Origin of the sequence: Kitasatospora sp. NPDC048296, from assembly GCF_043201815.1 — a bacterium.
GTDB lineage: Bacteria > Actinomycetota > Actinomycetes > Streptomycetales > Streptomycetaceae > Kitasatospora.
In genome coordinates, this window is the sequence record NZ_JBICZB010000013.1 from 112,401 (window position 1) to 137,482 (window position 25,082).

Here is a 25,082-nt window from a genome sequence, read left to right on the forward strand (position 1 = left end):
GGGGGGTGGGCCCCGCGGGGACGGGGGTCGGGGCCGCGGGGGCGGCCGGGGGGGGGGGCCCCCCGGGCCCCCCGGGGGGGGGGGGGGCCGGGCCCCCCCCCCCCCGCCCCCGCCGCCCCGCCGTCGCACCGGCATCACGGCACGGCAGCGGCAGCAAACGCCCAACTCCCCTATCCCGGGCCGCACATGACGTCCACCCGGACCGGGGCCGCCGCCCCGGGCGTGAAAACGGGCCCTAGGGTGGGGCGGCGTGACCGACACCCCGCTCAGCGCCGCCGAACTCGTCGCCGCCGTACCCGGGCTCGCCCGCTACCTGCGGCCCGCCACCCTGCTGCACCCGTACGCGGCGCCCGACGCCGACCCGCGCGGCGGCCGGATCGGCGGCCCGGCGCTGTGGCCGGCCGGCGAGCCCTGGCCGCACTGCACCGCCGGGCACCCGGAGGACGAGTACGGGTTCCCCCGGAAGGTCACCGAGGAGCCCGCCGCCGCGACGGCCCTGGTCCCCCTCGCCCACCTACGCGTCGAGGACGCCCCGCACCTGCCCTGGCCGGAGGGCACCGACCGGCTCCAGGTGCTCTGGTGCCCCAACGACCACGACGACATCCAGGGCGAGCGGTTCTACTACGGCCCCGCCGTCGAACTGCGCTGGCAGCGCGCCGCCGACCTCACCCCCGTCGCTCCCCCGCCGCCCCGGCGCAGCGAGAAGGAGTACCTGCCGCAGCCGTGCGCGCTGCGCCCCGAGCAGGTCCTCGACCTGCCCGACCGGGACGAGCTGCCCGGGGAACTCAGCCGCGCCGTCGAGGAGTTCGCGGCGCGGCAGGGCATCGAGTACGAGCGCGACCCGGGCCGGGCGGATGGCTGGAAGCTGGGCGGCTGGCCGTCCTGGCACTCCACCGACCTGATCGCGGTCGACTGCGGCCGCTGCGGCGAGCGGATGGCGCACCTGCTGACGGTGGAGAGCGGCGGGGACCCGGATCTGTCCGTGGGGCGGCACGGGGAACTGCACGTGTTCGTCTGCCCGGTGGACGTGGCGCATCCGGTGGGCCTCGACCTGCAGTAGGGGTCAGCCGAGGTGGCGCCGGTAGACCTGGCGGGATCCGCCCTCCGGCCCGGGTTCGGCGGCCTCGGCCGGGGTGAAGCCCAGCCGTTCGTAGAACACCCGGGCGCCGCTGGTCACCGCGCCGGGGTGGTCCGGCCCGAAGGTCACCACCTCGACGACGGCCGGGGCGCGGACGTGGCGGCGCAGCGCGTCCTCGACCAGGGCGCGGCCGAGGCCGGTGCCCCGGGCGCGGTCGGCGACCACCAGCCAGTGCAGGTGGTGCCGCGGGGGCGTGGTGCCGTCGGTGCCGAACAGCAGTCCGCCGAGCAGGCCTTCGCCGTCCCCTTCCGCAACCGTCGCGAGCCCCCGGTCGACGCACTTGCGCACGGCCCGGTGGAAGCCGGGCTCGGCCACCATCGGGCCGAACCAGTGCTCGACCTCGGCGGCCAGGGCGAGGAAGCCGGGCAGGTCGTCGGGGCGGGCGGGCCGGACGGCTATCGGGCCGCGTCCGGCCGTCCGGCCGCGTTCCGTCATCCGGCCGCGTCCGGCAGGTCCGACGGTCTGGACGGCCAGCGCGGGTCGACCACGGCCAGCGGGTCCTTGCCGCGGCGCAGCCAGGCCTGCAGGCCCTCGGCCCACTCCCGGTACCAGCCGATCTGCCGCCGGTGCAGCTCGGCCGGCGCGACCTCCCCCACCTCGGCCGGGTAACGCCCGCCCAGCGCGACGGCGACCCGTACGGCGGCCAGCGCGTCGCTGCCCGCCTCGTGCGCGTCCGTCAGCTCCACCCCGTACACCTCGCACACCCGTTGCAGGGTGCGCGAGCCCTTGCGGTACTTGTCCACGGTCCGGTCGATCACCAGCGCGTCCAGCACCGGCCCGACCGGCCCGCCCAGGCGCTCCGCGAGCGTCGCCAGCCCGTACCGGCGCAGCTCCGCGTCGAGCAGCGACAGGTCGAACGGCGCGTTGAACGCCACGACCGGCCGCCCGGCCGCGATCCGCTCACAGAGCGCGGCGGCTATCTCCTCCACCGCCTCCTTGGCCGGCCGCCCCTTGCCGCGGGCCACCTCGTCCCCGATCCCGTGGATGGCCTCCGCCTCGGCGGGGATCGGAATCCCGGGGTCGAGCAGCCAGTGTGCGGCCGCCACCCGCTCGGCGCCGACCGTGTCCACGAGCGCGGCCGTGACGATGCGGTCCACGGCCGGGTCGGTGCCCGTGGTCTCCAGGTCGAAGCCGACCAGTGGCTGCTGCCACCAGCTCATCAGGTTTGTCCTTCCGTCCGGCCGCTCGAAACAGCCCCTATCATCACCCGCCCCACCGACAACCCGACCCACTGGGGAGCCGATCACGGGCTCGGCCGCCCTGGGCCGTTCCTCGGACCCGAGTGCAGGAGCGGCCATGAGCACTGCCCCCCGCTGGACACGAACACGGTCGCCGAGCTCACCACGCGGCCGAAGCCGGTCCCGGCCGCCATCGAACGGGATCGATCCGTCCCAGTCACGGAGCTTCTCCTCCGCGTCATCGCCGGACCGAACCCGTGGGACTACTGAGATCACGTCATGTCGTCGGCCCCGGTGCGCTCGGGAGCACACCGGGGCCGAATGGTCCTGTCGAATGATTGCCGGACGGCCTACCGCGTCGCCGCCGGGCCGGCCAGGGCGAGCCGGCTGGGCAGCAGGCTGGCGGCGACGGCGAGCACCAGGCAGACGGCCGCGCCCGCGCCGAGCGGCAGCCACGGCAGGTCGAGGCCGACACTCGCCTGCCCGGCCAGGATCCGGTGGTTGAGCAGCGCCGTGGTGCCGTACTGGGTGAGCGCGGTGACGGCGAGGGCGAGCACGGCGGCGCCGCCGACGACCAGCACGGCCTCCAGCGCGACCATCCACAGCACCTGGCGGCGCACCGTCCCGGCCAGCCGCAGCACCGCGAAGTCCCGGCGGCGGTCGGCGGCGCTCATCACCATGGTGTTGACGACGGCGATCAGCGCGTAGAGCAGGGCCGGGCCGAGGATCGTGGTGGTCGCGATCCAGGCGTAGTGGGCGTTCGGGTCGGGCCCGGGGGCCTGGGCGTCGGTGAGCACGCCGCCGAGCCGGTCGGCGGGTTCGGCGCTCAGGTGGACGGCCCCGGGGCGGGCGCCGGCCAGGTGGGCGCAGACGGCCTCGCCGCTGAGCAGGACCTCGTCCAGGCCGAGCTGGGTGCGGTAGACCAGGGCGAGCCGCAGGCCGGCGACGGTGCCGTCGGCGAGGCGCAGGTTGACCTGGTCGCCGAGCTTCCAGCCGTGGCCGCGGACCTGGTCGGCGGAGGCGGCGAGGGTGGCGCCGCGCAGGTCGGCGGCGCTGCCCTCGACGGCGGGCAGGGTCCAGGCGGTGGCGAGGTCGCCGTCGACGACGGTGGCGGCGGACGGCACGCTGGCGGCCGAGTCCTCGCCGTGGTCGTCGAAGGCGGGCCGGTCCGCGCCCAGGCCGGTGACCACGGTGGAGGTGGTCGCGGTGGCGTGCAGGCCGGGCCGGTCGGCGGTGAGCCGGTGAACGGCGTCGGCGGGCAGCGGCGCGGTGCCCGGGCGCAGCACGTACCGGGCGGCCGCGGTGGCCTTGCTCTGGGAGGTCATGGCGTCGGCGAAGGCGGCGGTGGAGCCGACCATGGTGCCGGTGAGCGCGATGGTGAGGAAGGCGGGGGTGGCGGTGGAGACGGTGCGGCGCACCGCGGTGAGCGCGTTCTGCCGGGCGAGCAGCGGGGCGGCGGCGGTGAGCCGGGCGAGCGGGGCGCTGAGCAGCCGGATCAGCAGCGGGACGACGACCGGCGCGAACAGGGCGAGGGTGGTGATGGTGGCCAGGTCGGCGCCCATCACCCACTGGGAGGCGAGCTGGGGGTCGTCGGGCTGGTCGCCGGGGGCGGGCGGCAGGCTCGCCGCGGACAGGTAGTAGGAGACGAGGCCGACCAGGCCGAGCAGGCCGAGGACGGCGCAGGCCCAGCGCGGCCCGGTCATCACCTTGCGGTCGGCGGCGGCGTCGCCGAGTGCCTCGACGGCGCGCACCCGCCCGGCCCGGACGGCGGCGGCGAGGGCGCCGAGCAGGGCGACCGCCAGGCCGACGGCGGCGGCCAGCAGCATCGGGCCGACGGCCGGCCGCGCGCCGAACCCCTCGGGGGCGGCGCCGCGGTCCACCAGCCAGGCGGCCAGCGCGGGTGCGCCGGGCAGCGACAGCAGGCAGCCGCTGACGGCGGAGACCAGGGCGACGACGGCGGCCTCGCCGGTGATCAGCCAGACGATCTGCATGGGCGTGGCGCCCACGGCGCGCAGCATCGCGATCTCCTGGCGGCGCTGGGCGACGGCGAAGGCGAAGGTGCCGGCGACCACGAAGACCGCGACGAAGGCGGCCATCGCGGAGGTGAACTGGAGCACCTTGTGCAGCGAGGGCGCGCCGAGCGGGGAGTCGTCGCCGGCGGTCTCGTTCAGCAGGCTGCCGGTGGTGGCGACCAGGGTGACACCGAGGGTGAGGGCGACGTAGGAGCCGGCGAAGGCGGCTTTGCGGCGGCGCAGACCGGCGGCGGCGACGGGCAGCAGGGTGCCGAGCGAGCTCCTTTTGACGGTTCTCTCGCTTCGCTCGCTCATGCCGCCGGCTCCAGGGCGGTCATCCGCTCGGCGACCTGCTGGGCGGTGGGGTGGGGGATGTCGTCGACGATCCGGCCGTCGGCGAGGAAGAGCACGCGGTCGGCGTAGGAGGCGGCGACCGGGTCGTGGGTGACCATGACGGTGCTCTGGCCCTCGTGGTCCACCAGGTCGCGCAGCAGGGCGAGCACATCGCGGCTGCTGGAGCTGTCCAGGGCGCCGGTCGGCTCGTCGGCGAACAGCATCCGGGGGCGGGTGATCAGGGCGCGGGCGATGGCGACGCGCTGCTGCTGGCCGCCGGAGAGCTGGGAGGGCAGGTGGCCGGCGCGTTCGCCGAGGCCGACCTGGGCGAGCGCGCGGTGCACCTCGGCGCGGTCGGGGCGGCGCCCGGCCAGGCGCAGCGGCAGGCCGACGTTCTGCTCCGCGGTGAGCGAGCCGACCAGGTTGAACGCCTGGAAGACGAAGCCGAGTTGCTGGCGCCGCAGGACCGTCAGCCGGGTCTCGTTCAGCCCGCCGAGGTCGGTCCCGTCCAGGGTGACCCGGCCGCTGTCGGGCCGGTCGAGGCCGGCGCCGCACTGCAGCAGCGTGCTCTTGCCGGAGCCGGAGGGCCCCATGACGGCGGTGAAGGTGCCGCGGCCGAAGGCGACGTCCACCCCCCTGAGCGCCCGTACGGCTTCGGGCCCGGTTCCGTAGGTGCGGTGTACGTCGTCGAGGCGCAGTACGGCCCCGTCATCCCCCGTGATCTTCACGGGGGCTACACCTACCATGATCGAAGTCGCGCGGACCAGCCGGCGAGGGCGAATCGTTACGGCGCCGGATGAGCGCCCGTCAGACGACGGCCTCGGCGGGCACCTCAGCGAGGGCGTCGGCGTCCGGGGCGGTGCTCGCGGTCGGCGCCGGCTGCCGGAGCATGAAGACGTCGATCGGGTCCTCGTGGACGACGGTGAAGCCGTGCCGCTCGTACAGCCGCCGGGCGGCGCTGCCCTGGAGGACGATCAGGCGCATCGGATCCCGGGCGGCGTCGGCCTCGGCGAGGAGGTGGCGCAGGACGGCGGTGCCGAGGCCGCGGCCCTGGAGGTGCGGGGCGAGGTAGAACAGCTCCAGGTGGCGCCCGCCCTGCTCGTCGGGGCGGATCGTGACGCAGCCCGCGAAGGCGCCCTCGACCAGCAGCACGGACGTGTACCGGGTGGAGAAGGACTTCCGCACCCGCTCCCGGGAGCGGGTCGGGTCCCAGCGGCCGAGGCGTTCCAGGTCGGCGCGCATGACCTGGGCCTTGAGCTCGACTACGGCTTCGAGGTCCTTGTGGCCCGCGGGTTCCAGGGTCCAGACGGGAAGACTGTTCACGGCGGGCAGTGTTCCACCGCCGACAGGGCTCTGACCAGCGCCCCCCTTTTTTGAAGGACACTGCTCAGGACACGGGCCGGGAGTCCGCCCAGACCCCCTCGAACTCCTCGCGGTAGACCTCCAGCAGCCCCGGCTCGGTGCCGCCCGGCTGCTGGCCGGCGCCGCCGCGCAGGATCAGCGCCGGGGACTCCATGCCCCGGGAGCGGCGCAGGTAGGGCTGGATGACGCCGAGGTCGCGGCTCTGGCGGCGGCCGCCGACCTGGCCGGTGGGGCGGGGGCCCTCGACCAGGTAGGCGGTGAAGCGCGGGGTCTCGTCGAAGACCCGGATCTCGAAGCCGCCCTGGTCGCGCAGCCGGGCCCGGACCCGGCGCACGTGCATGATGTTCATCTCGATCGAGCGGGACAACTCGCCGCGCGAGAGCCCGAGTTCGCGTTCGCGGCGGCGCACCGCGCTGCTCGCCGGGTTGAGGAACAGCAGCCGGACCCGGCAGCCCTCCCCGGCCAGGCGCACCAGGCGCTTGCCGGTGTAGTTCTGGCAGAGCATGCCGAGGCCGATGCCGAGCGCGTCGAGGCGCCGGGCGCCCTCCAGCAGGTCCTCCACGGGCAGGTCGCGCTGCAGCCGGACCCGGTCGGCGTGCACCGCGACCACGTCCGCGTAGCGCCCGGCGACCAGGGACTCCACCACGTCGGCGGGCACCCCGCCCGCGCCGCCGTCCAGGACGGCGAGCAGCCGGGCGGCGGCGCGCTCGGTCTGGGCCAGCACGGTCTGGGTGAGCACCCGGTTGCGGGAGACCACGTGCCGGGCCACCTCCAGCTCGTCCAGGGCGAGTTCGATCTCGCGCCGGTCGGCGAGGTACGGCTCGAAGCAGGGCCAGTGCTGGACCATCAGTTCGCGCAGCTGGGGCAGGGTGAGGAAGACCAGCGGGTCGTCGTCGGCCGGGTCGAGCAGGTAGCCCTTGCGGCGGCTGACCTCGCGCACGGCGCCGGCCCGGTGGGCCCACTCCTCGCCGGCCGGTCCGGCGGCGGCGGTGACCCAGTCCTCGCCGTGGGCGGGGGCGTAGATGGGGTGCAGCACCTCGTCGACCAGGGAGCGCAGCCGCTGTTCGACCAGGTTGAGCCAGACGTAGGCGCGGCCGGACAGCCGTACCCGCTGGTAGGCGTCCTCCCACTCCCCGGTGGACCAGGCGAGGGCGGGGACCTCGACCGGGCCGCTCTGGGCGGGCACCAGTGCGCGGCCGGTCAGGGTGGGACGCATGACCACCGTGGGCGCCTCGCTGCGGGTACCGCCCCGGTCGGGGCCGTCGGGCCCGGAGCCGCGGCCGCCGGCGGGGAACACCATGCGCCACCTCATCTGGTTGCTGCGGCCGACCCCCGCGGACACGGGGACCGTTGACGGACCGTCGGTGGTCCGCCCGGGCGGCCGGGGCGGCCGGACGATCAAGGGTACTGCTCGCCGCGATCCGCCCGCAGCCGGATGCCGGAGGGCCTCCCGCGCACCACCGGGCGCATTCGCCACGGGCTGCCGTCACTCTTCACACGATTCTGCGCTGGACACCCGTTCGGGCGAACCCCTGCGCTGTCTCCCGGCCGCCGGGGAAGCGCTCGGGGAGTATGCGGGCTGTGCCGTGCGTCACGGCGCGCGAGCGTCGCACATGCCCGGCCGCCCGGCCGGGAAGAGAGCGTCCGGGTCCGGGCTGATTGTCGGACTAGATGCCAGTTTCTGTCGGCAGCAAGGAAGTTGAGGACTCATGCAGGTCTGGCCCGGTAAGCCCTACCCCCTCGGCGCCACCTACGACGGGGCCGGCACCAACTTCGCGGTGTTCTCCGAGAGCGCCGACCGGATCGAGCTGTGCCTGATCGACGAGGACGGCTCCGAGACCGCCGTCGAACTGCGCGAGACGGACGCCTTCGTCCGGCACGCCTACCTCCCGGGCGTCCAACCCGGCCAGCGCTACGGCTTCCGCGTGCACGGCCCGTACAACCCGGGCCTGGGCCAGCGGCACAACAGCGCCAAACTACTGCTGGACCCGTACACCAAGGCGATGAGCGGGCACATCGACTGGGACGAGTCGGTCTACGGCTACCACTTCGGCGCCCCCGAGCGCCGCAACGACCTCGACTCCGCCCCGCACACCATGCACTCGGTGGTGATCAACCCGTACTTCGACTGGGGCACCGACCACCCTCCGCGCACCGACTACCACCGCACCGTCATCTACGAGGCCCACGTCAAGGGCCTCACCAGACTGCACCCGGGCATCCCCGAGGAGATCCGCGGCACCTACGCGGGCCTGGCCCACCCGGCGGTGATCGAGCACCTGGCCAAGCTCGGCGTCACCGCGATCGAGCTGATGCCGGTGCACCAGTTCGTCCGCGACCACCGGCTGCGCGACCTCGGCCTGGCCAACTACTGGGGCTACAACACGATCGGCTTCTTCGCCCCGCACTCCTCCTACTCCTCCACCGGCGACCGCGGCCAGCAGGTGCAGGAGTTCAAGTCGATGGTCAAGGCGCTGCACGCGGCCGGGATCGAGGTGATCCTCGACGTCGTCTACAACCACACCGCCGAGGGCAACCACCTCGGGCCCACGCTCTCCCTGCGCGGCCTGGACAACGTCTCCTACTACCGGCTCGCCCAGGACCAGCGCTTCTACGAGGACACCACCGGCACCGGCAACAGCCTGCTGATGCGCAGCCCCCACGTGCTCCAGCTGATCATGGACTCGCTGCGCTACTGGGTCACCGAGATGCACGTCGACGGCTTCCGCTTCGACCTCGCCGCCACCCTCGCCCGGCAGTTCCACGAGGTCGACCGGCTCTCCTCCTTCTTCGACCTGGTCCAGCAGGACCCGGTGGTCTCCCAGGCCAAGCTGATCGCCGAGCCCTGGGACCTCGGCGAGGGCGGCTACCAGGTCGGCAACTTCCCGCCGCTGTGGACGGAGTGGAACGGCATGTACCGGGACACCGTGCGCGACCTGTGGCGCGGCGAGAACGCCGCCCTCGCCGAGTTCGGCTCCCGGCTCACCGGCTCCTCCGACCTCTACCAGGACGACGGCCGCCGCCCGATCGCCTCCATCAACTTCGTGACCTGCCACGACGGTTTCACCCTGCGCGACCTGGTCTCCTACAACGACAAGCACAACCAGGCCAACGGCGAGGACAACCGGGACGGCGAATCCTTCAACCGCTCCTGGAACTGCGGCGTCGAGGGCCCCAGCACCGACCCGGCCGTCGAGGAGCTGCGCGCGCGCCAGCAGCGCAACCTCATCGCCACCCTGATGCTCTCCCAGGGCGTGCCGATGCTCTCGCACGGCGACGAGCTCGGCCGCACCCAGCTGGGCAACAACAACGCCTACTGTCAGGACAACGAGCTCACCTGGGTGCACTGGCCCGAGGGCGACGGGCCGCAGGCGCGGCTGCTGGAGTTCACCCAGGGGATGATCTGGCTGCGCCGCGACCACCCGGTGTTCCGGCGGCGGCGGTTCTTCCACGGGCGGCCGGTCTCCGCGTCCGGCGGGTACGACGACCTCACCGACATCGCCTGGTTCACCCCCACCGGGGAGGAGATGACCAAGCGCAACTGGGGCGCCAGCTACGCCAAGTCGCTGACCGTCTTCCTGAACGGCTACGCCATCTCCGAGCCGGACCGGCGCGGCGGGCGGATCGTCGACGACTCCTTCCTGCTGATGTTCAACGCCCACTTCGAGCCGCTGGAGTTCGCCGTGCCGGCCGGCCACGGGCAGGAGTGGCAGGTCGTGGTCGACACCGCCCAGCCCCGGCTGCCCGCCCCGGGCACGGGGACGAGGGTCAAGGCCGGGGACACGCTCTGGCTCATCGACCGCTCGCTGATGGTGCTGCAGCGGCCCGCCTAGCCCGTGCGCACCGATGCGCTCACCTGTTCGGGCCAGCAGCGGGTCTTGGCGGCGGGCCGGGCCGGGTACCTATGGACACATGACCTCCGCCGCCGAGCCCGCGCAGCCCCGCCCGGCCGCCACCGTCCCCACGTCCTCGTACCGCCTCCAGCTCCAGCCGGGCTTCACCCTGCGTGACGCCACCGCCGCCGTGCCCTACCTGGCCGCCCTCGGCGTCTCCCACCTGCACCTGTCCCCGCTGCTGGAGGCCGCCCCCGGCTCCACCCACGGCTACGACACCGTCGACCACACCCGGATCAGCGAGCAGCTCGGCGGCGAGGCTGCGCTGCGCGCCCTGGCCGCCGAGGCGCACCGGCACGGAATGGGGCTGATCGCCGACGTGGTGCCCAACCACATGGCCGTACCCGTCCCCGAACGGCTCAACGGGCCGCTCTGGCAGGTGCTGCGGGACGGGCCCGACTCGCCGTACGCGCGCTGGTTCGACATCGACTGGGCCGCCCAGCCCGGCCCCACCGACGCCCCCGGGCGCGGGCGGGTGCTGCTGCCGCTGCTGGGCGACCGGCTCGGCGCCGTACTGGACCAGCTGACGGTGGACGGCGAGGTGCTGCGCTACCACCGGCACGAGCTGCCGCTGCGGCCGGGCACCGCGGGCCTGCCGCTCACCGAGCTGCTCGCCCGACAGTGGTACCGGCTCGCCTGGTGGCGCCTCGCCCGCACCGAACTCAACTACCGGCGCTTCTTCACCGTCAACGAGCTGATCGCCGTCCGGGTCGAGGAGCCCGAGGTCTTCGCCGCCACCCACGCGGTGCTGCTGCGGCTGCATGCCGACGGCATCCTGGACGGCTTCCGGATCGACCACCCGGACGGACTCGCCGACCCGCGCGGCTACCTGCGCCGCCTGGCAGCGGCCACCGGCGGGGCGTCGGGGACCACCGGCGGGACGTCGGGGACCACCGGCGGGGCGTCGGGGACCGGCGGGGCGTACGTAGTGGTCGAGAAGATCCTCACCGGCGAGGAGCGGCTGCCCGAGGACTGGCCGGTGGCCGGCACCACCGGGTACGACGCGCTGCGCCGGATCGACGGTGTGCTCACCGACCACGCGGGCGCCTGCCGGCTCGCGGGCGCGTACGAGTCCTTCCTGCACGGCGGGCCGGTCCGCGACCCCTGCCAGGACCCGCACCCGGCGATCGCCGCCGCCCGGCGCGGCCGGGCCGACATGACCGGGCCCGGCGGCGAGCTGGCCGCCGAGGTCGAGCGGCTGGTGCGGATCGCGCTGCGGATCGGCGCCGCCGAACCCGCCCACGCCGACCACCCGCCCTGGCAGCTGCGCGCCACGCTGCGGCGGCTGCTCAGCGACTACCCGGCGTACCGGCCCTACGCGCTCCCGGGGGAGCCCGTCGTCGACGACCCGCTGCGAACCACCGGCTCCGAGGATCCGACCGAGCGCCTGGTGGCCGCGCTGGCCCTCGGCGAACTGGGGCGCGGCCCGGACAAGGACGAGTTCTGCGCCCGCTTCGCGCAGACCGCCGCCGCGGTGGCCGCCAAGGGCGTCGAGGACACCGCCTTCTACCGCTGGAACGCGCTGCCCGGCCTCAACGAGGTCGGCGGCGAGCCCTCCCGGCCCGGGGTGCACCCGGCCGAGTTCCACGACTGGTGCCGCTACCTGGAGCGCACCTGGCCGCACAGCATGACCGCGCTCTCCACCCACGACACCAAGCGCAGCGCCGACGCCCGGGCCCGGCTCGCCGTCCTCGCCGAGCAGCCCGACGCCTGGGCCGCCGAGGCCGCCGCCTGGTCCACCGCCGCCGGGCCCGGATTCGACCGTGACGCCGACTGGCTGCTCTGGCACACCCTGGTCGCCGCCTGGCCGATCGACCCGGACCGGCTGGTCGCCGCCCTGCTCAAAGCCGCCCGCGAGGCCAAGCTGCACACCTCCTGGACAACCCCCGACGCCGACTACGAACAGGCCCTGGAGCAGCGGGCGCGCTCGGTGTACGGCAACCCCGGGCTGCTCCCCCGGATCGAGGGCCAGGTGCACGCGATCGCCCCCCACGCCCGCGCCAACACCCTGGCCGCCGCGCTGCTGCACCTGACCGTCCCGGGCGTGCCCGACCTCTACCAGGGCAGCGAGGAGCCGCTGTACACCCTGGTGGACCCGGACAACCGGGGCGTGGTCGACCTCGGCGCGCTCGCCGTGCGGCTCACCGACTCGGCCACGGCGCGCCCCGGCGACCTCGCCCGCGAGAAGCTGCACCTGACCGTCACCGCGCTGCACCTGCGCCGCTCCCGCCCGCTCGGCGCCTACCGCCCGCTGACCGCCGTGGACCTCGCCAGCGACCACCTGCTGGCCTTCGCCCGGGGCGAGGACGTGATCACCGCCGTCACCCGGCTGCCGTACGGGCTGGCCCGGGCGGGCGGCTGGCGGGACACCGTCCTGGAGCTGCCCGCGGGCGGGGCCTGGACGGACGAGCTGACACTGCGCGCCTTCCCGGCCGGGGCGGTGCCGGTGGCGGAGCTGCTGGCGGACGCCCCGGTGGCGCTGTTGACGAGGAGGGGCTGAGCATGCCGCACTACGAGGTGTGGGCGCCGTTCGCGACTTCCCGCGTCACCGTCCGCATCAACGGATTCGACCACGAGTTGGCCCGCAGCCCGGACCGGGACGGCTGGTGGGCCGGCGAGGCCCCCGAGGGCGACTACGCCTTCCGCCTCGACGGCGGCCCACCGCTGCCCGACCCGCGCTCGCCCCGGCAGCCGCACGGACCCGACGGCCCCAGCCGCGCGGTGGACCACACCGCCTTCCGCTGGTCGCAGACCGGCTGGCGCGGCCGCCCGCTGCCCGGCGCGGTGCTGTACGAGCTGCACATCGGCACCTTCACCGCGCGCGGTACCTTCGACGCCGCCGCCGACCACCTGGACCACCTGGTCGAGCTGGGCGTGGACTTCGTCGAGCTGATGCCGGTCTGCCCGTTCCCCGGCAAACACGGCTGGGGCTACGACGGGGTCTCGCTGTGGGCCGTCCACGAGCCCTACGGCGGGCCCGAGGGGCTCAAGCGCTTCGTGGACGCCGCGCACCGCAAGGGCCTCGGGGTGGTGCTGGACGTGGTGCACAACCACCTCGGCCCGTCCGGCAACTACCTTCCGCTGTACGGCCCGTACTTCACCGAGCGGCACCAGACCCCGTGGGGCTCGGCGGTCAACCTGGACGCCCCCGACTCGGACGAGGTGCGCCGCTACCTGATCGACAGCGCGCTGACCTGGCTGCGCGACTACCGGATCGACGGCCTGCGGCTGGACGCGGTGCACGCCCTCGCGGACGACCGGGCGGTCCACTTCCTGGAGGAACTCTCGTCCGAAGTCGAGAAGTTGGCGGTGGCCGTCAACCGGCCGCTGTTCCTGGTGGCCGAGTCCGACCGCAACACCCCGCGCACCACCGCCGCCCGCGAGGCCGGCGGCCAGGGCCTCACCGCGCAGTGGAGCGACGACTTCCACCACGCCCTGCACTGCGCGCTCACCGGCGAATCCCACGGCTACTACGGGGACTTCGCGCGCGCGCCGCTCGCCGCCGTCGCGAAGACGCTACGGCGCGGGTTCTTCCACGACGGCACCTGGTCCTCCTTCCGGGGGCGTAGCCACGGACGGCCGTTCCCGCCGGGCGCGGGCCACCGGCTGCTCGGCTACCTGCAGACCCACGACCAGGTCGGCAACCGGGCGCTCGGGGACCGCCTCTCCAGCACCGTGTCCACCGGCCGGCTCGCCTGCGGCGCCGCACTGGTGCTCACCTCGCCGTTCACCCCGATGCTGTTCATGGGCGAGGAGTGGGGCGCCGCGACGCCCTGGCAGTACTTCACCGACCACACCGACCCCGCCCTGGCGGAGGCCGTCCGCCGGGGCCGGCGGCGGGAGTTCGCCGAGCACGGCTGGGCCGCCGAGGCCGTCCCGGACCCGCAGGAGCCGGCCACCGTGCTGCGCTCCGTCCTCGACTGGACCGAGCCCCGGCGCGCCCCGCACGCCGAACTCCTCCGCTGGTACCGGCGGTTGCTCCGGCTGCGGCGCGAGCGCCCGGAGCTGTCCGACCCGGACCTGGGCGCGGTGCGGGTCGCGTTCGAGGAGGCGGCCGGCTGGCTGGTGGTGCACCGGGGGCCGTACCGGGTGGCGGTCAACCTCGGCACGGCCGAGGCGGCGCTGCCGCTGGAGGCCGCGGGGCGGGAGCTGGTGGCGGCCTTCGGGGCGGCGGCGCTGGAGGGGACGGCGGTGCGGCTGGGGCCGGACGCGGTGGCGGTCGTACGCGTTTGAGCTACCAAAGTTTGAGCTACCAGAGGAAGGTGCCGATCCGCTCCCGCAGCGCGGGCGCGTCCAGGCCGTAGGCGCTCAGGTGCTCCGCCATCGAGCCGTAGTGCCGGTGCTCCTCGCGCGGCACGCCCAGGGCCAGCAGCCGGTGCGGGCGGTCGGCCAGCGCCGCGTGCGCCTCGTTCGCCGAGGTGCCCGCCAGGTACGGCTCCACCAGCACCACGTCCGCCCGCTCGCCGACCGCGGCGCGCAGCCCTGCGGCGTCGAAGGGGCGCACCGTCGCCGCGTACAGCACGGTGGCGTCCAGGCCCTCGGTGGCGGCCAGCACCGCGTCCAGCATCGGGCCGACGGCGAGCACCACGCCGCGCGAACCGGCCCGCACGGTGGTGAAGCGGCCCGGCTCGACCGCGACGGGCGCGGCGTTCTGGTGGTTGGAGAGCCGGACGTACACATTGCGGTCGCCGTCCGCGACGGCGTGCTTCAGCAGTTGCTCGGCCTCGTCCGGGTGGCCCGGCACGTGCACCGTCCAGTCCGGCAGGGTGTCCAGCAGGGCGACGTCGCCCGGGGACATGTGGGTGCGGCCGGCCGCCGGGTTGTCGTAGGAGCCGCCCGCGCTGACCAGGACGGCGCCGACGCCCTGGTGGACCAGGCTCAACTTGAGCTGCTCGAAGGGCCGTTCCACCAGGAAGCCGGCGAAGGTGTGGGCGATCGGGCGCATCCCGCCGAGCACCATGCCGCCGGCCGCGCCGATCAGCAGCTGCTCGCGGATGCCGACGTTGACCACCCGGTCGGGGTGGCGCTCGCGGGCCGGCTCGAAGGCGGCGGCGGTGATGTCGGCCAGCACGACGGCCAGCCGGGGGTCCTCGTCCAGCAGGCGGGTGGTGACGGCGACGAAGCGCTCGCGCATGGTGTCCATCGGGGAAGTGCCTTTCGCTGCGGGTCGGTTGGCTTGCGGGAGCGGTCAGGCGTTCTTCGGCTCGCCCGTGGTCTTCGGCTCCACCCGGGCGACCACCACGTGCGGGCGGCCCGGGTGCTCGGCGGTGTAGGCGCGGTACAGGGCCTCGTGGTCGCGGCCGTCCACCGTCGCGGTGGACCAGCCCGCGGCCGCGAACCGCTGGGCGATGCCGCCCTGCCAGCCGTGGGTGGCCGAGGAGTTGTCGATCACCACCACGTGCAGCCGGTCCAGCCCGTACGCGCCGGCGAAGGCGACCGCCTCGTGGTTGGAGCCCTCGTCGAACTCGGCGTCACCGACCAGAACCCACACCGCCGGATCGGTCAGCCCCTGCGCCCGCAGGCCGAGCGCGGTGCCGACGGCCAGCGGCAGGCCGTGGCCGAGCGAGCCGGAGGAGATCTCCACGCCGGGCAGCAGGGTGCGGTCCGGGTGGTAGCCCAGCGGGGAGTCGTAGCCGCCGAAGCCCGGCAGGACGGCGGGGTCGATGAAGCCCTTGGCCGTCAGCACCGCGTAGTAGGCCATCGGGCCGTGGCCCTTGGAGAGCAGGAAGCGGTCGCGCTCCGGCGCCTCGGCGGTGTCGGGGGCGACCCGCAGCACCCGGTCGTACAGCACCCAGAGCGCGTCCAGCGTGGAGGTGGCCGCGACGTCGTGCTTCTCGTCACCGGTCATCAGCGCCATCAGCGCCTGGAGGTCCTCGAAGCGGGCCCGACCGGCGGTCTCCGTGCTCGTCCGCGTCGTCCCGCCCTGCGTCTTCGTCGTCATGCCACGATCGTGCAACTTCAAGCGGACTTGAAGTCAAGCGGCTACACTGAGCACCCATGACGGCGAAATCCGACGACGCCCGCGCCGCCTGCCCGCGCCCGGTCGACCTGCTCACCATCGGTCAGCTCTCCGCCCGTAGCGGCCTCGCCCACTCCGCGCTGCGCTACTACGAGAGCCTCGGTCTGATCCAGGCCACCCGCACCAGCGGCGGCCAGCGCCGCTACTCCCGCGGCACGCTGCGCCGGATCGCCTTCGTACGCGCCGCCCAGCGGGTCGGCCTCTCCCTCGACGAGGCCCGCGACGCCCTGGACCGCCTGCCCGAGCGCCCCGCCCCCAGCGGCACCGAATGGGACCGGGTCGCCACCGCCTGGCAGGACCGGATCGACGAGCAGATCGCCGAACTCGAACGGCTCAAGGCCAGACTCACCGGCTGCATCGGCTGCGGCTGCCTCTCACTCACCCGCTGCGCCCTGCACAACGCCGACGACCGGCTCGGCCGGGCCGGCCCCGGCGCCCACTACCTGCGTGCCCACGACCCGGCCGCGGAGCTCGACGGCGAGCGCTGAAAACCCCTTGCCTGGCGGCCGACTTGTCACAGCTACTTGGGGGCGGCCGTCATGGAGGTGACCGCTTCCGCCACGCCGGCCCGGTAGAGGCCCATCCGGGGGTTCAGGATGTGTACGCCGCTGGGGAGCGGGAAGTTCTGGGTGTTCGCGAGGGGCATGTTGGTGCCCTCCTGGTCGGCCAGGACGTTGAGTTCGTTGATACCGGGGGCGGTGCCGGTGGTGGCGCCGCTCGGGTCGAGGTCGATCACCGCGTAGGCGTTCTTGCCCGCCGGGACCGCGAAGCGCGAGGTGCCGCTGGCGAGCACCGGCTTGATGTTCTTGCTCTGGTCGGGCGAGCCGGAGTTGCCCAGGTCGACCCCCGGGGTGGAGCTCAGACTGCAGGCACTCGCACCGGTGTTGCGCACGTCGATCACCCACTGGCTGGGAGCCCCGGCGCGGGCCGTCACGTGGATCGAGAGGTTCTGGATGTCGCACGGGCGGGCGGCGGAGCCGGCACTCCCCCCATCGGACTGGGCGCCGCTCGGCGACGTGTGGGTGGTGGGGTGCGCGGCCGGCCCGCCCGCCTTCGAGGGCGGGGCGGCCACCGTGGTGGTCGCGGAGGGCGCCGAGCCGCCGGCCGAGTCGGAGTTGTCGGGCCCGCAGGCGGTCAACGCGAGCCCCGCCCCGACGACGAGGACGGCGGAAGCGAGCAGCGGACGACGGTGACGGACGGACATGGCGGCTCCCCGATGACGATGCGTGCTGACTGCTTGGACACACCACAAGACGGTCGGCCGACGGCTTTTGGTGGCATGCGCAGCGTCACAATCGTCAGGACACGACCAGGACAGCACTGTGACATGCAGTCAGGTGCGGCGCGGTTGACACGGCGAACCGCCAGGCCCACCACGCCGCACCCTCCCCTCACTCCTCAACGAGCGTTTCCCCCCCCCGGGAGTCAGAGCCTCACAGGCGGCGCAGGAAGACGTCCCACTGGAGGTTGGTGTCCCCCGGCACCAGGTTGCCGTCCTGGGCGGTGAAGATCGCCGTGTCACCGTCGGCGTCCACGTAGGGGCCGTAGGCGGTCGCGTTGCTCTGCTCGCCGTCACGGGTGAGGCTGACCCGTTCGATCGTCCCGGTCGACAGGTCGCGACGGAACACGTCGGTGACCTGGTTGGTGTCGCCGGGGACCAGGTTGTCGGCGGCGGATTCGAAGTAGACCCAGCGGTCGTCGGCGGTCATGACGCCCGCGGACGAGCTGCCGTTCGGGGTCGTGCCCGGCAGGCCGGTGCTGACCCTGGTGACCTTGCCGGTGGCCAGCTCCTGCACGTACACGTTCATCTGTGTGTCGCCGTGGCCGGGCACCCCGGTGCCTTGCGACGCGAGGCTGTAGACCGTGTAGCGGCCGTCCGGGCTGACCCGGGCGTCGGGGCGGGCACCGGCCGTCCGCCCGGCCTCGTTCAGGCTTCCGACGGTGATCCGGCCGGTGTCGGCCTTCCAGACGTAGTAGGGGTGGTAGTGGGGCAGGGGCGCCAACCTGGCGGAGCCGGCCCCGGGTGCGGATCCGGTGTCGGCAGCGGTGCCGGGGTCGTCGGCGGGGCCGGTGTCGTCAGCGAGGCCCGCGTCGGCGAAGTCGGTCGGGGCGGTGGAGTCGGCCGGGGCGGTGGAGTCGGCCGGGGCCGCCGAGAGCAGGTTGCCCGCCATGGAGCCGAAGCCGATGGTGGAGCCGTCCGCGCTGATCGTCGGGAAGTAGGAGGCGCGGTTGCCGGGCCGGCCGTTCAGGTCGGCGCTGACCAGTCGGGTGGTCCGGGTCCAGCGGTCGGTGACGTAGATGTTCTTCCCGCCGCGGTTCTCGGTGGCGGGGGCGAGGTCGGTGCGGTCGGAGACGTAGGCGACGTAGCGACCGTCCCCGCTGATCGAGGGGCTCATGGCGTCGCGGCCGCTCTGGTCGTCGGTGCTGGGCAGGCCGCCTTCGGTGACCAGCTCGGTGCTGCCGGTCCAGAGGTCGCGGACGTAGATGTCGCTGCGGTGCTTGGGCTGGTCGGGCACCACATTGGTGGCGGTGGTGCTGAACGCGACGTACCGGCCGTCGCCGCTGATCGAGGCCTCGGAGGTCAGGGCGTTCAGCCGGGAGCCGTCGTCGGCGACACTGACCCGCTCGACGTGGCCGTTGCGCAGGTCCCGCACGTAGATCTCGTCCATGTTCGGGGTGCCCTCCTGGGGCAGCAGGTTGGTCGCCGCCGAGGAGAACAGCGCGTAGCGGCCGTCGTCGCTCAGCCCGAGCGCGGACGAGCTGCCGTCGAGCTGCTCCCCCTTGGATCCTTCACTGACGCGGGCGGTGTCACCCTTGGGCGGCCGGGCCTCGGCGGCCGGCATCGCGGTGCCGGCCACGACGACGGCCACCAGGACTGCGGCGGCGCGGGCCGACCAGCGGCGGGTACGGGCGGTGGTCATGGATCATCCTCCCCTGATGACTGATCACGGTGCCGGGCTCGAACACCCCCCGAGCCCGGTTGAGGAAGAGCCAAGCGCCGCTTGGGGCGACCGGTCAACGCCCGTGCGCGAGGTCGGCCGGAAACCCGCCACCGCCCGGCTTCCGGCCGAAACCTCCAGCTGTTCGGCACGCCGGCCCAGGGATGAGCCCGAGGAGCGACCCACGAAGGGGCTCAGGACTCCTGACGAAAACCGACGTTCTTACGGATCTTCCAGCGGACCCCCGGCCGACGGAGCATGCGAGGTCGGCGGGTCACAGCCGCTGCGGCGATGCCCAGCTCCGGTGACCGCGTGCAGTCCATGGGGTTCATCTCTGCTGAGATCGTGCCTCGTGCTACAGATTGACGAGAAAGCGGACGTGGCCGTGAGGGACGTGTTGTGCGAGTGAGGTGTCCCGCGGCCGTTCACGTGTGATCCGGATCTGCGATGCTTGCACGAGGGCCGACCGGCGCATCCTTCCGGGCTCAGGCTGCGACCGACCGGTACGCCTCGTTCCCGCAGGTCAGGCCCGCCACATTCGTCAGGAGCCCTTAGGGGCGCGGGTCGGTGCGCAGCAGGCTGTAGTAGACCATGTCGCGCCACTGCCCGCCCCGGAAGTTCATCGCCCGGTGAACCCCCTCACGGGTGAAGCCCAGCTTCTCCAGGACGCGCTGCTCGGCGAGGTTGCCGGCCTCGGTGTCCGCCTCCAGGCGCATCACCGGCGTGTACGCGAACAGGTAGTCCACCAGCAGCCGTTGGGCCTGGGTGCCGATGCCGCGCCCGCGGGCCTGCGGCATCAGCTGCGCGCCGATGCTCCAGTACGAAGCGGCCGGCCGGGGGCCCTTCCGCATGGCGGCGACGAAGCCGAGGAACTCGCCCTCGGTGGCGACCGCGAATATCGACTGCTCGTCGCCGAGTAGCCCGTTCTCGGCCCACCGGCGGCGGAACCGGTTGGGGTCCCCCCAGCCGTACCACTGGAACTCGCCCGCCGTTTCGGGGTCGTTGATCAGCTCGTCGAAGGCCGGGAGGTCGGCTTCGGCGATCGGGCGGAGGAAGATCTTCTCTGGGTTCACGAAGGCGCCAACGTTCTAGATCGTTTGACAGTTCCTCAGGATGCGGCCCGCGAGCCGGTGCGAGTCCCGCGCCCGGGGTCAGAGGGTTTGGATCCCGGGATCAGGGGCCGGTCGACCGCGCGAGCCGGAAGCCGACGTCGTCGATCCGCAGGGTCGGGTGGCTGCGGCGGCGGACGGAGGCGCGGCAACTCCAGTGCTCGTCGAACCAGCCGCCGCCGCGCAGGACACGGTAGCTGCCGTACACCTCGGGGTCGTAGAGCTCCCAGCACCACTCCCACACGTTGCCGAGCAGGTCGTACAGCCCGTACGCGTTGGGCCGTAGCTCGCCGACCTCGTGCGCGCGTTCGCCGGAGTTGCCGCGGTGCCAGGCGATCTCGTCCAGCGGGCCGTAGCGCGGCCCGTCCGTACCGGCGCGGCAGGCGTGCTCCCACTCGGCCTCGGTGGGCAGCCGGTAGCCGTCGGCGGCGCGGTCCCAGGCGACGTCCTCGCCGTCCAACTCGTAGGCGGGCCTGAGACCTTCGCGCCCGGAGAGCTTGTTGCACCAGCGGACGGCGTCGAGCCACGAGACGCTGTGTGCGGGGCGGCGGTCGCCCGCGACGCCCTCGTACTGTTCGCGGGTGACCGGACAGGCGGCCAGCTCGTACGCGGCGACGTCGACCTCCCAACTCCGCTGCGTGCGGCGGTCGGAGAGCGTGACGCGGCCGGGCGGAACGGCGATCAGTCCGGTTCTCGGGTCCATGATCGGCGATCCTACGGCCTGCCCCCTGGCGTCCACCCCGCCGCCGGCCCGAGGATGGAGCCCGTCCTTACGGTACGTCAGAAACGGCGGTGACGAGCATGGCGGGCATCAAGGTCAGCACGGTGGTGGAGGCTCCGGCCGAGCGGGTGTGGGAACTGGTCGGGGACTTCCACGGCCTCGGCGGCTGGCACCCGCACCTGCCGCCGAGCCGGCTCGGCAACGAGCTGACGGGCAACGCGATCGGCGCGGTCCGGGTATTCGAACTGCCCGACGGCGTCGTGCTGCACGAGACCCTGGTCGCCTACGACGAGGAGGCCCGCAGCTACACCTACAGCTTCCCCGACGGCACCTTCCACTTCGACGGCTACCGGTCCACCCTGCGGGTCACCCCGGTGACCGAACTGGGCGCCAGCTTCGTGGAGTGGAGCGTCACCTTCGACATCGAGCCCGAGCACCGCAAGGAGTCCTCCGACCGGGTGCACGGCGTCTTCACCTCCGGCCTGGCCGCCCTGCGCGAGCACTTCGCGGGCTGAGGTGCCCGGCGGGGGGGGGGGGGGGGGGGGGCCGGGCCCCCGCCCCCCCCCCCCCCCACGCCGCACCGATCACGTCCAGCTGGGCATGAACCGCTCGGCGTGCTGCGGGTGCCCAGGATGATCGCGCGACCGGCCGGGCAGCCGATGCGAGGACGAGTGCCGCGCTCTCGACGCCGGGAGCACGAGGCCGGGGCGACTCCACGCCACATCGCAGTGCCATTTCAGACGTCTGCCAACTCTCCCGACACCCCGGCCCGCAGCGGACAGCAGCATGGGGGCGCGGGAGCTCACCGCGAGCACCTCACCATGCCCGATGCCACCATCGCCGAGAGAAGGCTGTCATGAGCGCATCCATTCGCACGAAGTTCGCCCGATACCTGGCCGTCCCCGCCCTCGCCACGGTCGGCGTGGCCCTCGCCACCGCACCCGCGCACGCCGGGACCCTCTTGATAGGCGTCAACAGCGCCAGCGTGGCGGATGCCGGGCAGACGCTGAACGTCTCGGTCACCTACCGGTGCCTGGCGGACTTCCAGTCGGCCGCCATCACCGTGCAGGCCTCGCAGGCCGGCACCTCGGGCCGTGGCTCGGTCCACGTTCCCTGTACCAGCGTGCTGTCGGCCGCGACCGTACCGGTGAGCGTCACCTCGCCCGACGGCGCGTGGACCAGGTCCTCGGTGGACCTCTCCGCGTACATCGCCGACGCCGAGCTCACGCGCGCCAGGACCTGGGCCACCGTCGTCGCCGGCTGACCGTGAAGCGATGAGGCCGGTCAGCCCGACGCCGTGTCGGGTCGGCCGGCCTCAGGCGACCAGCGGGAACCAGCAGGCGACCGAGGCGGCCGCCGCCGACCACCCGAGAGCGACCGCCACCCGACCGCACTCGGGCCCGCGAGCCCGCTGGAAGGCGGCGATCAGCGCGGCGATCGCCGCGACCGGCATGAACAGGAACGCGAGGTACCAGACCCAACCGCCCAAGCCCAGGACGGCCAGGAGGCCGAGGATCAGCAACGGCACCCACACCCCGGCGACCGTGAACCCGGCCGCCGCACAGGCGACCCGGAACCGGTCCTGGCGACGGCAGAAGACCGGCACGGCACAGATGGCGGCGGTCAACAGCCCGACCGCGCACAGGAAGAGCTGCAGACCGACCCCGTCGCGCGTCACCGCGAGGAGCACCAGGGGCACGACGAACACGGCAACCGCCGCACTGGCCGACCACCTCGCACTCACGGGAACCACAGCCACACCCCCTCTTTGAACGCGTTCAAACCTAGCACGCAGGGGCGGGCGCGATTAGGTGGATTCACCCTCCTCGATCGAGGCGAGCACCCGTCGGCGGACAGCCGCGGAAGCCTCGGGCAACCACAGCGCCAACTCCGCCTCCAGTCGGCGCCGTTCGGCACGCATGAGACGGGCGACGCGAGTACGGGAGCAGTGCCGGAACCACCAGCCCCGGGCGCGGTCGATCACGCGGGCTCCCCGGCCGGGTTCGCCCAGCTGATGCGCACCTCGTGCTCGCCGACGGGGACGACGAGGACGGGGTTCCCGGCGAGGTGGCGGATGACGTCACGCTCGGCACAGGGGCCGGTGAAGCGACGCTCCAGGATCTGGAGCTGGGCGCGGGACATCGGGACGAAGCGGATCGACTCCCAGATCGATTCGAGCGTCGAGGGGTTGAGAATGCGGACGCCCGGCGGCTTGACGCCGGGGATCTCCACGAGGATGTCGTGATCGGCCCTCACGCGGCCACCTCGCCCCAGACGATCTTGCCGACCGGCCGACGGGGGCAGCAGCCCCAGCGCTTGGTGAGCGAGTCGACGAGGCGGAGGCCGCGCCCGGTCTCGCCGTCGAGACCGGGCGCGGAGATGGCGGGGAGGTGGTCGCCCCGGGCGTCGTGGACCTCGATGCGAAGGCGGGTCGGGTCGACGTCCAGCGCCAAGTAGATGAGGTGCCCGACCGGCGTGCCGTGCAGGACGGCGTTTGTGACGAGTTCGGTCGCGACCACGAGCCCGGAGTCGAGGAAGCGCTTCCCGTCGGGGCTGGCGGAGAGGAGGACGGACAGTCGCTGGCGAGCGATGGCCGGGGAGCGGCGGCTGCGCGGGAGCCAGACGGCGGAGGAGTTTCGAGACATGGCGAAGTCACCTTCCAGGGAGAGGGGTTGAAGCCATGTGACGGCCGAGCAAAGGCAAAGGAATGCCCGGTCGTAGACCAGTCGTGATCACTCAGGCGACCCGACGGACTACTCCCTGTAGCATGCCCTGGCAGAGCAATTGCATGCAACCGCTTCACCCGAGCAATTGCACGATCATGCATCGCGATTGGGTGCCGGGAAGGGTGGCAAACTATGCAAGGAAGCGAACGGCCAGGGAGCGTGACGCATGAGCAGTCCAACCGTGCTGCGGCGTAGGCTCGGCGGCGAGCTTGGCAAGTTGCGCGCCGCGCGCGAGCTGAACGCCAAGGACGTCGCCGCTGCGCTGGGTTGGTCCGCCTCGAAGCTGAGCCGCATCGAGAGCGGCTTGGTACCGCTACAAGAGCGCGACGCCGCAAAGCTCCTCGCCCACTACGGCGTCACTTCACCCGACGAAGTGAAGCACTTCCTCAGCCTGACGCGACAGAGCCGCCAGCAGGGCTGGTGGCACGCGTTCGGCGAGGCGGTCCCGGAACGATTCCGCGCCTATGTCGGCTTCGAATCCGACGCCACAAAGATCCTGACGTTTCAGTGCGAGTTGGTCCCTGGACTGCTGCAGACCGAGGCCTACGCACGGAACGTGATCCGCTCGATGCAGCCAACAGAGTCAGTTGAAGGGGTCGAACGCAGGCTCGCCCTCCGAATGGAGCGTCAGCGGATCCTCGATCGTCACAACCCGCCGCACATCTGGGCAATCTTCGGCGAAGCAGTTATCCGTCGCCCAGTCGGTGACCACACTGTCATGGCAGAGCAGCTACGGCACATCGCCGACCTGGCAGAACAGCACCCGAACATCACTGTGCAAGTACTCCCCTTCTCCGCTGGTGCGCATGCCGCGATGGGCTCATCCTTCTCGGTCTTCTCGTTCAGCGACATCGTTGGCAGTGTCGCCTACTCCGAAACCATCACCAGCAAGACGTACGTCGAGGAGCAAACTGAGATTGCTCGCCATGAAGACGTATTCCACCGACTCATGGCCTCATCGGTCCAACCCGAGAAGGCCATCTCCTGGTTGAGGAACGTCGCAGAGGAGTACGACATATGAGAGATCGATCCCACAAAGCCACTTGGCGCAAGAGCACTTACAGCAATGGCGACGGCGACTGCGTTGAAGTTGCTGTCTGTTCCGATGGACTCGTTCCGGTCCGGGACAGTAAAGACCCACATGGCCCGGTACTCAGCTTCGACGCCAGTGCCTGGAGCGCATTCGTGGCCGGTATCCGCGCCAACGAGTTCCCGACCACCAACTGACCCAGTACCGTGGGCTGCCCCGCACGACGCGGGGCAGCCCACCCCCAACTGGTGGCTTCAGGAGGTCATCCGCATGTCACCTGACCTGGAATGGCGCAAGAGCAGCTACAGCAATGCCGCAGGCGGCGACTGCATCGAAGTCGCCGACGGCATCACCGACATCATCCCGGTCCGCGACAGCAAGGACCCCCACGGCCCGGCGCTCAGCTTCAGCCGCGATGCCTGGCGCTCCTTCATCGCCGGCATCCGCTCCGACGACTTCCCGACCAGCCGCTGACGCACTCCCCACCGGGCGGCCCCCCGTGCCACCCGGGGCCGCCCCCCCCCGGCTGTGGCCCCACCGCGCAGGCCGCCACCCTATGTGCGAAGGCAACCCCCGCAACGCCACACCTTGTGCACCACCACAAAGCCCAGCCACCGGGCCC

The 25,082-nt window shown here is 73.1% G+C and carries 26 protein-coding genes; 10 read left to right on the forward strand and 16 right to left on the reverse strand.

Annotation, left to right across the window (positions count from 1 at the left end; all coding sequences use genetic code 11):
• Positions 1 to 250: 250 nt before the first annotated feature.
• Positions 251 to 1,060, forward strand: coding sequence for a DUF1963 domain-containing protein (locus tag ACGF12_RS11130; RefSeq protein WP_393028012.1), 810 nt, complete (start codon positions 251 to 253; stop codon positions 1,058 to 1,060).
• A 3-nt stretch (positions 1,061 to 1,063) separates the two neighbouring features.
• Here ACGF12_RS11130 and ACGF12_RS11135 read toward each other — a convergent pair whose 3' ends face one another.
• From ACGF12_RS11135 to ACGF12_RS11160, 6 genes are all read right to left on the reverse strand, one after another.
• Positions 1,064 to 1,537, reverse strand: a complete 474-nt coding sequence (locus ACGF12_RS11135) for a GNAT family N-acetyltransferase (protein ID WP_393028038.1) — start codon at positions 1,535 to 1,537, stop codon at positions 1,064 to 1,066.
• A gap of 32 nt (positions 1,538 to 1,569) precedes the next feature.
• Entirely contained in the window at positions 1,570 to 2,298 is a 729-nt protein-coding gene (locus ACGF12_RS11140; protein WP_393028013.1) for an exonuclease domain-containing protein, read from the reverse strand.
• A 368-nt stretch (positions 2,299 to 2,666) separates the two neighbouring features.
• Complete coding sequence (locus ACGF12_RS11145) at positions 2,667 to 4,643, reverse strand: FtsX-like permease family protein (protein ID WP_393028014.1); 1,977 nt, start codon at positions 4,641 to 4,643, stop codon at positions 2,667 to 2,669.
• Positions 4,640 to 5,389 (reverse strand): ABC transporter ATP-binding protein, encoded by a 750-nt coding sequence (locus ACGF12_RS11150; protein WP_393028015.1) that lies wholly within the window; start codon positions 5,387 to 5,389, stop codon positions 4,640 to 4,642. The genes ACGF12_RS11145 and ACGF12_RS11150 overlap by 4 nt, the downstream gene beginning before the upstream one ends.
• Before the next feature lie 79 nt (positions 5,390 to 5,468).
• Positions 5,469 to 5,984 carry a GNAT family N-acetyltransferase gene (locus ACGF12_RS11155; protein ID WP_393028016.1) on the reverse strand — a complete coding sequence of 172 codons (516 nt, stop codon included), beginning with the start codon at positions 5,982 to 5,984 and terminating at the stop codon, positions 5,469 to 5,471.
• Between the two features lie 64 nt (positions 5,985 to 6,048).
• Positions 6,049 to 7,323 carry an SAV2148 family HEPN domain-containing protein gene (locus ACGF12_RS11160; protein ID WP_393028017.1) on the reverse strand — a complete coding sequence of 425 codons (1,275 nt, stop codon included), beginning with the start codon at positions 7,321 to 7,323 and terminating at the stop codon, positions 6,049 to 6,051.
• A 409-nt stretch (positions 7,324 to 7,732) separates the two neighbouring features.
• Here ACGF12_RS11160 and glgX point away from each other — a divergent pair, with 409 nt between their 5' ends.
• From glgX to treZ, 3 genes are all read left to right on the forward strand, one after another.
• Positions 7,733 to 9,856 (forward strand): glycogen debranching protein GlgX, encoded by a 2,124-nt coding sequence (glgX, locus tag ACGF12_RS11165; RefSeq protein ID WP_393028018.1) that lies wholly within the window; start codon positions 7,733 to 7,735, stop codon positions 9,854 to 9,856.
• 79 nt (positions 9,857 to 9,935) lie between these two features.
• On the forward strand, positions 9,936 to 12,416 hold the full coding sequence (gene treY / locus ACGF12_RS11170) for a malto-oligosyltrehalose synthase (protein WP_393028019.1): 2,481 nt from the start codon (positions 9,936 to 9,938) through the stop codon (positions 12,414 to 12,416).
• Positions 12,417 to 12,418: 2 nt separating this feature from the next.
• Positions 12,419 to 14,149, forward strand: a complete 1,731-nt coding sequence (treZ, locus tag ACGF12_RS11175) for a malto-oligosyltrehalose trehalohydrolase (protein WP_393028020.1) — start codon at positions 12,419 to 12,421, stop codon at positions 14,147 to 14,149.
• 16 nt (positions 14,150 to 14,165) lie between these two features.
• Here the strand turns inward: treZ and ACGF12_RS11180 are convergent, their stop codons facing one another.
• Positions 14,166 to 15,059, reverse strand: a complete 894-nt coding sequence (locus tag ACGF12_RS11180) for a transketolase family protein (RefSeq protein WP_393028021.1) — start codon at positions 15,057 to 15,059, stop codon at positions 14,166 to 14,168.
• A gap of 45 nt (positions 15,060 to 15,104) precedes the next feature.
• Positions 15,105 to 15,773 carry a thiamine pyrophosphate-dependent enzyme gene (locus ACGF12_RS11185; protein WP_393028039.1) on the reverse strand — a complete coding sequence of 223 codons (669 nt, stop codon included), beginning with the start codon at positions 15,771 to 15,773 and terminating at the stop codon, positions 15,105 to 15,107.
• A gap of 140 nt (positions 15,774 to 15,913) precedes the next feature.
• Here ACGF12_RS11185 and soxR point away from each other — a divergent pair, with 140 nt between their 5' ends.
• On the forward strand, positions 15,914 to 16,423 hold the full coding sequence (gene soxR / locus ACGF12_RS11190; protein ID WP_393028022.1) for a redox-sensitive transcriptional activator SoxR: 510 nt from the start codon (positions 15,914 to 15,916) through the stop codon (positions 16,421 to 16,423).
• Positions 16,424 to 16,455: 32 nt separating this feature from the next.
• On the opposite strand, the gene ACGF12_RS11195 is transcribed toward soxR, so the two are convergent.
• The 4 genes from ACGF12_RS11195 to ACGF12_RS11210 form a co-directional block, all read right to left on the reverse strand.
• Entirely contained in the window at positions 16,456 to 17,139 is a 684-nt protein-coding gene (locus tag ACGF12_RS11195) for a DUF4232 domain-containing protein (RefSeq protein WP_393028023.1), read from the reverse strand.
• A 229-nt stretch (positions 17,140 to 17,368) separates the two neighbouring features.
• Positions 17,369 to 18,856, reverse strand: coding sequence for a hypothetical protein (locus tag ACGF12_RS11200; RefSeq protein WP_393028024.1), 1,488 nt, complete (start codon positions 18,854 to 18,856; stop codon positions 17,369 to 17,371).
• 569 nt (positions 18,857 to 19,425) lie between these two features.
• The gene (locus ACGF12_RS11205) at positions 19,426 to 19,947 is read right to left on the reverse strand and encodes a GNAT family N-acetyltransferase (protein WP_393028025.1); all 522 of its coding nucleotides are present in this window, start codon (positions 19,945 to 19,947) and stop codon (positions 19,426 to 19,428) included.
• Positions 19,948 to 20,047: 100 nt separating this feature from the next.
• The gene (locus tag ACGF12_RS11210) at positions 20,048 to 20,686 is read right to left on the reverse strand and encodes a formylglycine-generating enzyme family protein (RefSeq protein WP_393028026.1); all 639 of its coding nucleotides are present in this window, start codon (positions 20,684 to 20,686) and stop codon (positions 20,048 to 20,050) included.
• A gap of 98 nt (positions 20,687 to 20,784) precedes the next feature.
• On the opposite strand from ACGF12_RS11210, the gene ACGF12_RS11215 reads away from it, so the two are divergent.
• Complete coding sequence (locus ACGF12_RS11215; RefSeq protein ID WP_393028040.1) at positions 20,785 to 21,219, forward strand: SRPBCC family protein; 435 nt, start codon at positions 20,785 to 20,787, stop codon at positions 21,217 to 21,219.
• Positions 21,220 to 21,560: 341 nt separating this feature from the next.
• A complete protein-coding gene (locus tag ACGF12_RS11220; RefSeq protein WP_393028027.1) occupies positions 21,561 to 21,968 on the forward strand; it encodes a hypothetical protein in 408 nt (135 codons plus the stop codon).
• Between the two features lie 51 nt (positions 21,969 to 22,019).
• On the opposite strand, the gene ACGF12_RS11225 is transcribed toward ACGF12_RS11220, so the two are convergent.
• The 4 genes from ACGF12_RS11225 to ACGF12_RS11240 form a co-directional block, all read right to left on the reverse strand.
• The gene (locus ACGF12_RS11225) at positions 22,020 to 22,412 is read right to left on the reverse strand and encodes a hypothetical protein (RefSeq protein ID WP_393028028.1); all 393 of its coding nucleotides are present in this window, start codon (positions 22,410 to 22,412) and stop codon (positions 22,020 to 22,022) included.
• Between the two features lie 99 nt (positions 22,413 to 22,511).
• The gene (locus ACGF12_RS11230; protein WP_393028029.1) at positions 22,512 to 22,688 is read right to left on the reverse strand and encodes a hypothetical protein; all 177 of its coding nucleotides are present in this window, start codon (positions 22,686 to 22,688) and stop codon (positions 22,512 to 22,514) included.
• Positions 22,685 to 22,960 (reverse strand): hypothetical protein, encoded by a 276-nt coding sequence (locus ACGF12_RS11235; protein WP_393028030.1) that lies wholly within the window; start codon positions 22,958 to 22,960, stop codon positions 22,685 to 22,687. Before ACGF12_RS11235 ends, ACGF12_RS11230 begins: the two co-directional genes overlap by 4 nt.
• Entirely contained in the window at positions 22,957 to 23,349 is a 393-nt protein-coding gene (locus tag ACGF12_RS11240) for an ATP-binding protein (protein WP_393028031.1), read from the reverse strand. The genes ACGF12_RS11235 and ACGF12_RS11240 overlap by 4 nt, the downstream gene beginning before the upstream one ends.
• Positions 23,350 to 23,596: 247 nt before the next feature.
• On the opposite strand from ACGF12_RS11240, the gene ACGF12_RS11245 reads away from it, so the two are divergent.
• The 3 genes from ACGF12_RS11245 to ACGF12_RS11255 all read left to right on the forward strand — a co-directional run bounded on the left by ACGF12_RS11245 (position 23,597) and on the right by ACGF12_RS11255 (position 24,934).
• Positions 23,597 to 24,451 carry a helix-turn-helix domain-containing protein gene (locus ACGF12_RS11245; RefSeq protein ID WP_393028032.1) on the forward strand — a complete coding sequence of 285 codons (855 nt, stop codon included), beginning with the start codon at positions 23,597 to 23,599 and terminating at the stop codon, positions 24,449 to 24,451.
• Entirely contained in the window at positions 24,448 to 24,657 is a 210-nt protein-coding gene (locus tag ACGF12_RS11250) for a DUF397 domain-containing protein (RefSeq protein ID WP_393028033.1), read from the forward strand. The genes ACGF12_RS11245 and ACGF12_RS11250 overlap by 4 nt, the downstream gene beginning before the upstream one ends.
• Before the next feature lie 73 nt (positions 24,658 to 24,730).
• Positions 24,731 to 24,934, forward strand: a complete 204-nt coding sequence (locus ACGF12_RS11255) for a DUF397 domain-containing protein (RefSeq protein WP_393028034.1) — start codon at positions 24,731 to 24,733, stop codon at positions 24,932 to 24,934.
• The last annotated feature ends 148 nt before the right edge of the window (positions 24,935 to 25,082 follow it).

Coding starts and splice junctions, on each gene's coding strand:
- ACGF12_RS11200 (WP_393028024.1), bottom strand. CDS start 18,856: ATGACCACCGCCCGTACCCGCCGCTGGTCGGCCCGCGCCGCCGCAGTC.
- ACGF12_RS11240 (WP_393028031.1), bottom strand. CDS start 23,349: ATGTCTCGAAACTCCTCCGCCGTCTGGCTCCCGCGCAGCCGCCGCTCC.
- ACGF12_RS11195 (WP_393028023.1), bottom strand. CDS start 17,139: ATGTCCGTCCGTCACCGTCGTCCGCTGCTCGCTTCCGCCGTCCTCGTC.
- ACGF12_RS11255 (WP_393028034.1), top strand. CDS start 24,731: ATGTCACCTGACCTGGAATGGCGCAAGAGCAGCTACAGCAATGCCGCA.
- ACGF12_RS11180 (WP_393028021.1), bottom strand. CDS start 15,059: ATGGACACCATGCGCGAGCGCTTCGTCGCCGTCACCACCCGCCTGCTG.
- treY (WP_393028019.1), top strand. CDS start 9,936: ATGACCTCCGCCGCCGAGCCCGCGCAGCCCCGCCCGGCCGCCACCGTC.
- ACGF12_RS11140 (WP_393028013.1), bottom strand. CDS start 2,298: ATGAGCTGGTGGCAGCAGCCACTGGTCGGCTTCGACCTGGAGACCACG.
- ACGF12_RS11220 (WP_393028027.1), top strand. CDS start 21,561: ATGAGCGCATCCATTCGCACGAAGTTCGCCCGATACCTGGCCGTCCCC.
- ACGF12_RS11145 (WP_393028014.1), bottom strand. CDS start 4,643: ATGAGCGAGCGAAGCGAGAGAACCGTCAAAAGGAGCTCGCTCGGCACC.
- ACGF12_RS11245 (WP_393028032.1), top strand. CDS start 23,597: ATGAGCAGTCCAACCGTGCTGCGGCGTAGGCTCGGCGGCGAGCTTGGC.
- glgX (WP_393028018.1), top strand. CDS start 7,733: ATGCAGGTCTGGCCCGGTAAGCCCTACCCCCTCGGCGCCACCTACGAC.
- soxR (WP_393028022.1), top strand. CDS start 15,914: ATGACGGCGAAATCCGACGACGCCCGCGCCGCCTGCCCGCGCCCGGTC.
- ACGF12_RS11210 (WP_393028026.1), bottom strand. CDS start 20,686: ATGGACCCGAGAACCGGACTGATCGCCGTTCCGCCCGGCCGCGTCACG.
- ACGF12_RS11160 (WP_393028017.1), bottom strand. CDS start 7,323: ATGGTGTTCCCCGCCGGCGGCCGCGGCTCCGGGCCCGACGGCCCCGAC.
- ACGF12_RS11185 (WP_393028039.1), bottom strand. CDS start 15,773: ATGGCGCTGATGACCGGTGACGAGAAGCACGACGTCGCGGCCACCTCC.
- ACGF12_RS11215 (WP_393028040.1), top strand. CDS start 20,785: ATGGCGGGCATCAAGGTCAGCACGGTGGTGGAGGCTCCGGCCGAGCGG.
- treZ (WP_393028020.1), top strand. CDS start 12,419: ATGCCGCACTACGAGGTGTGGGCGCCGTTCGCGACTTCCCGCGTCACC.
- ACGF12_RS11250 (WP_393028033.1), top strand. CDS start 24,448: ATGAGAGATCGATCCCACAAAGCCACTTGGCGCAAGAGCACTTACAGC.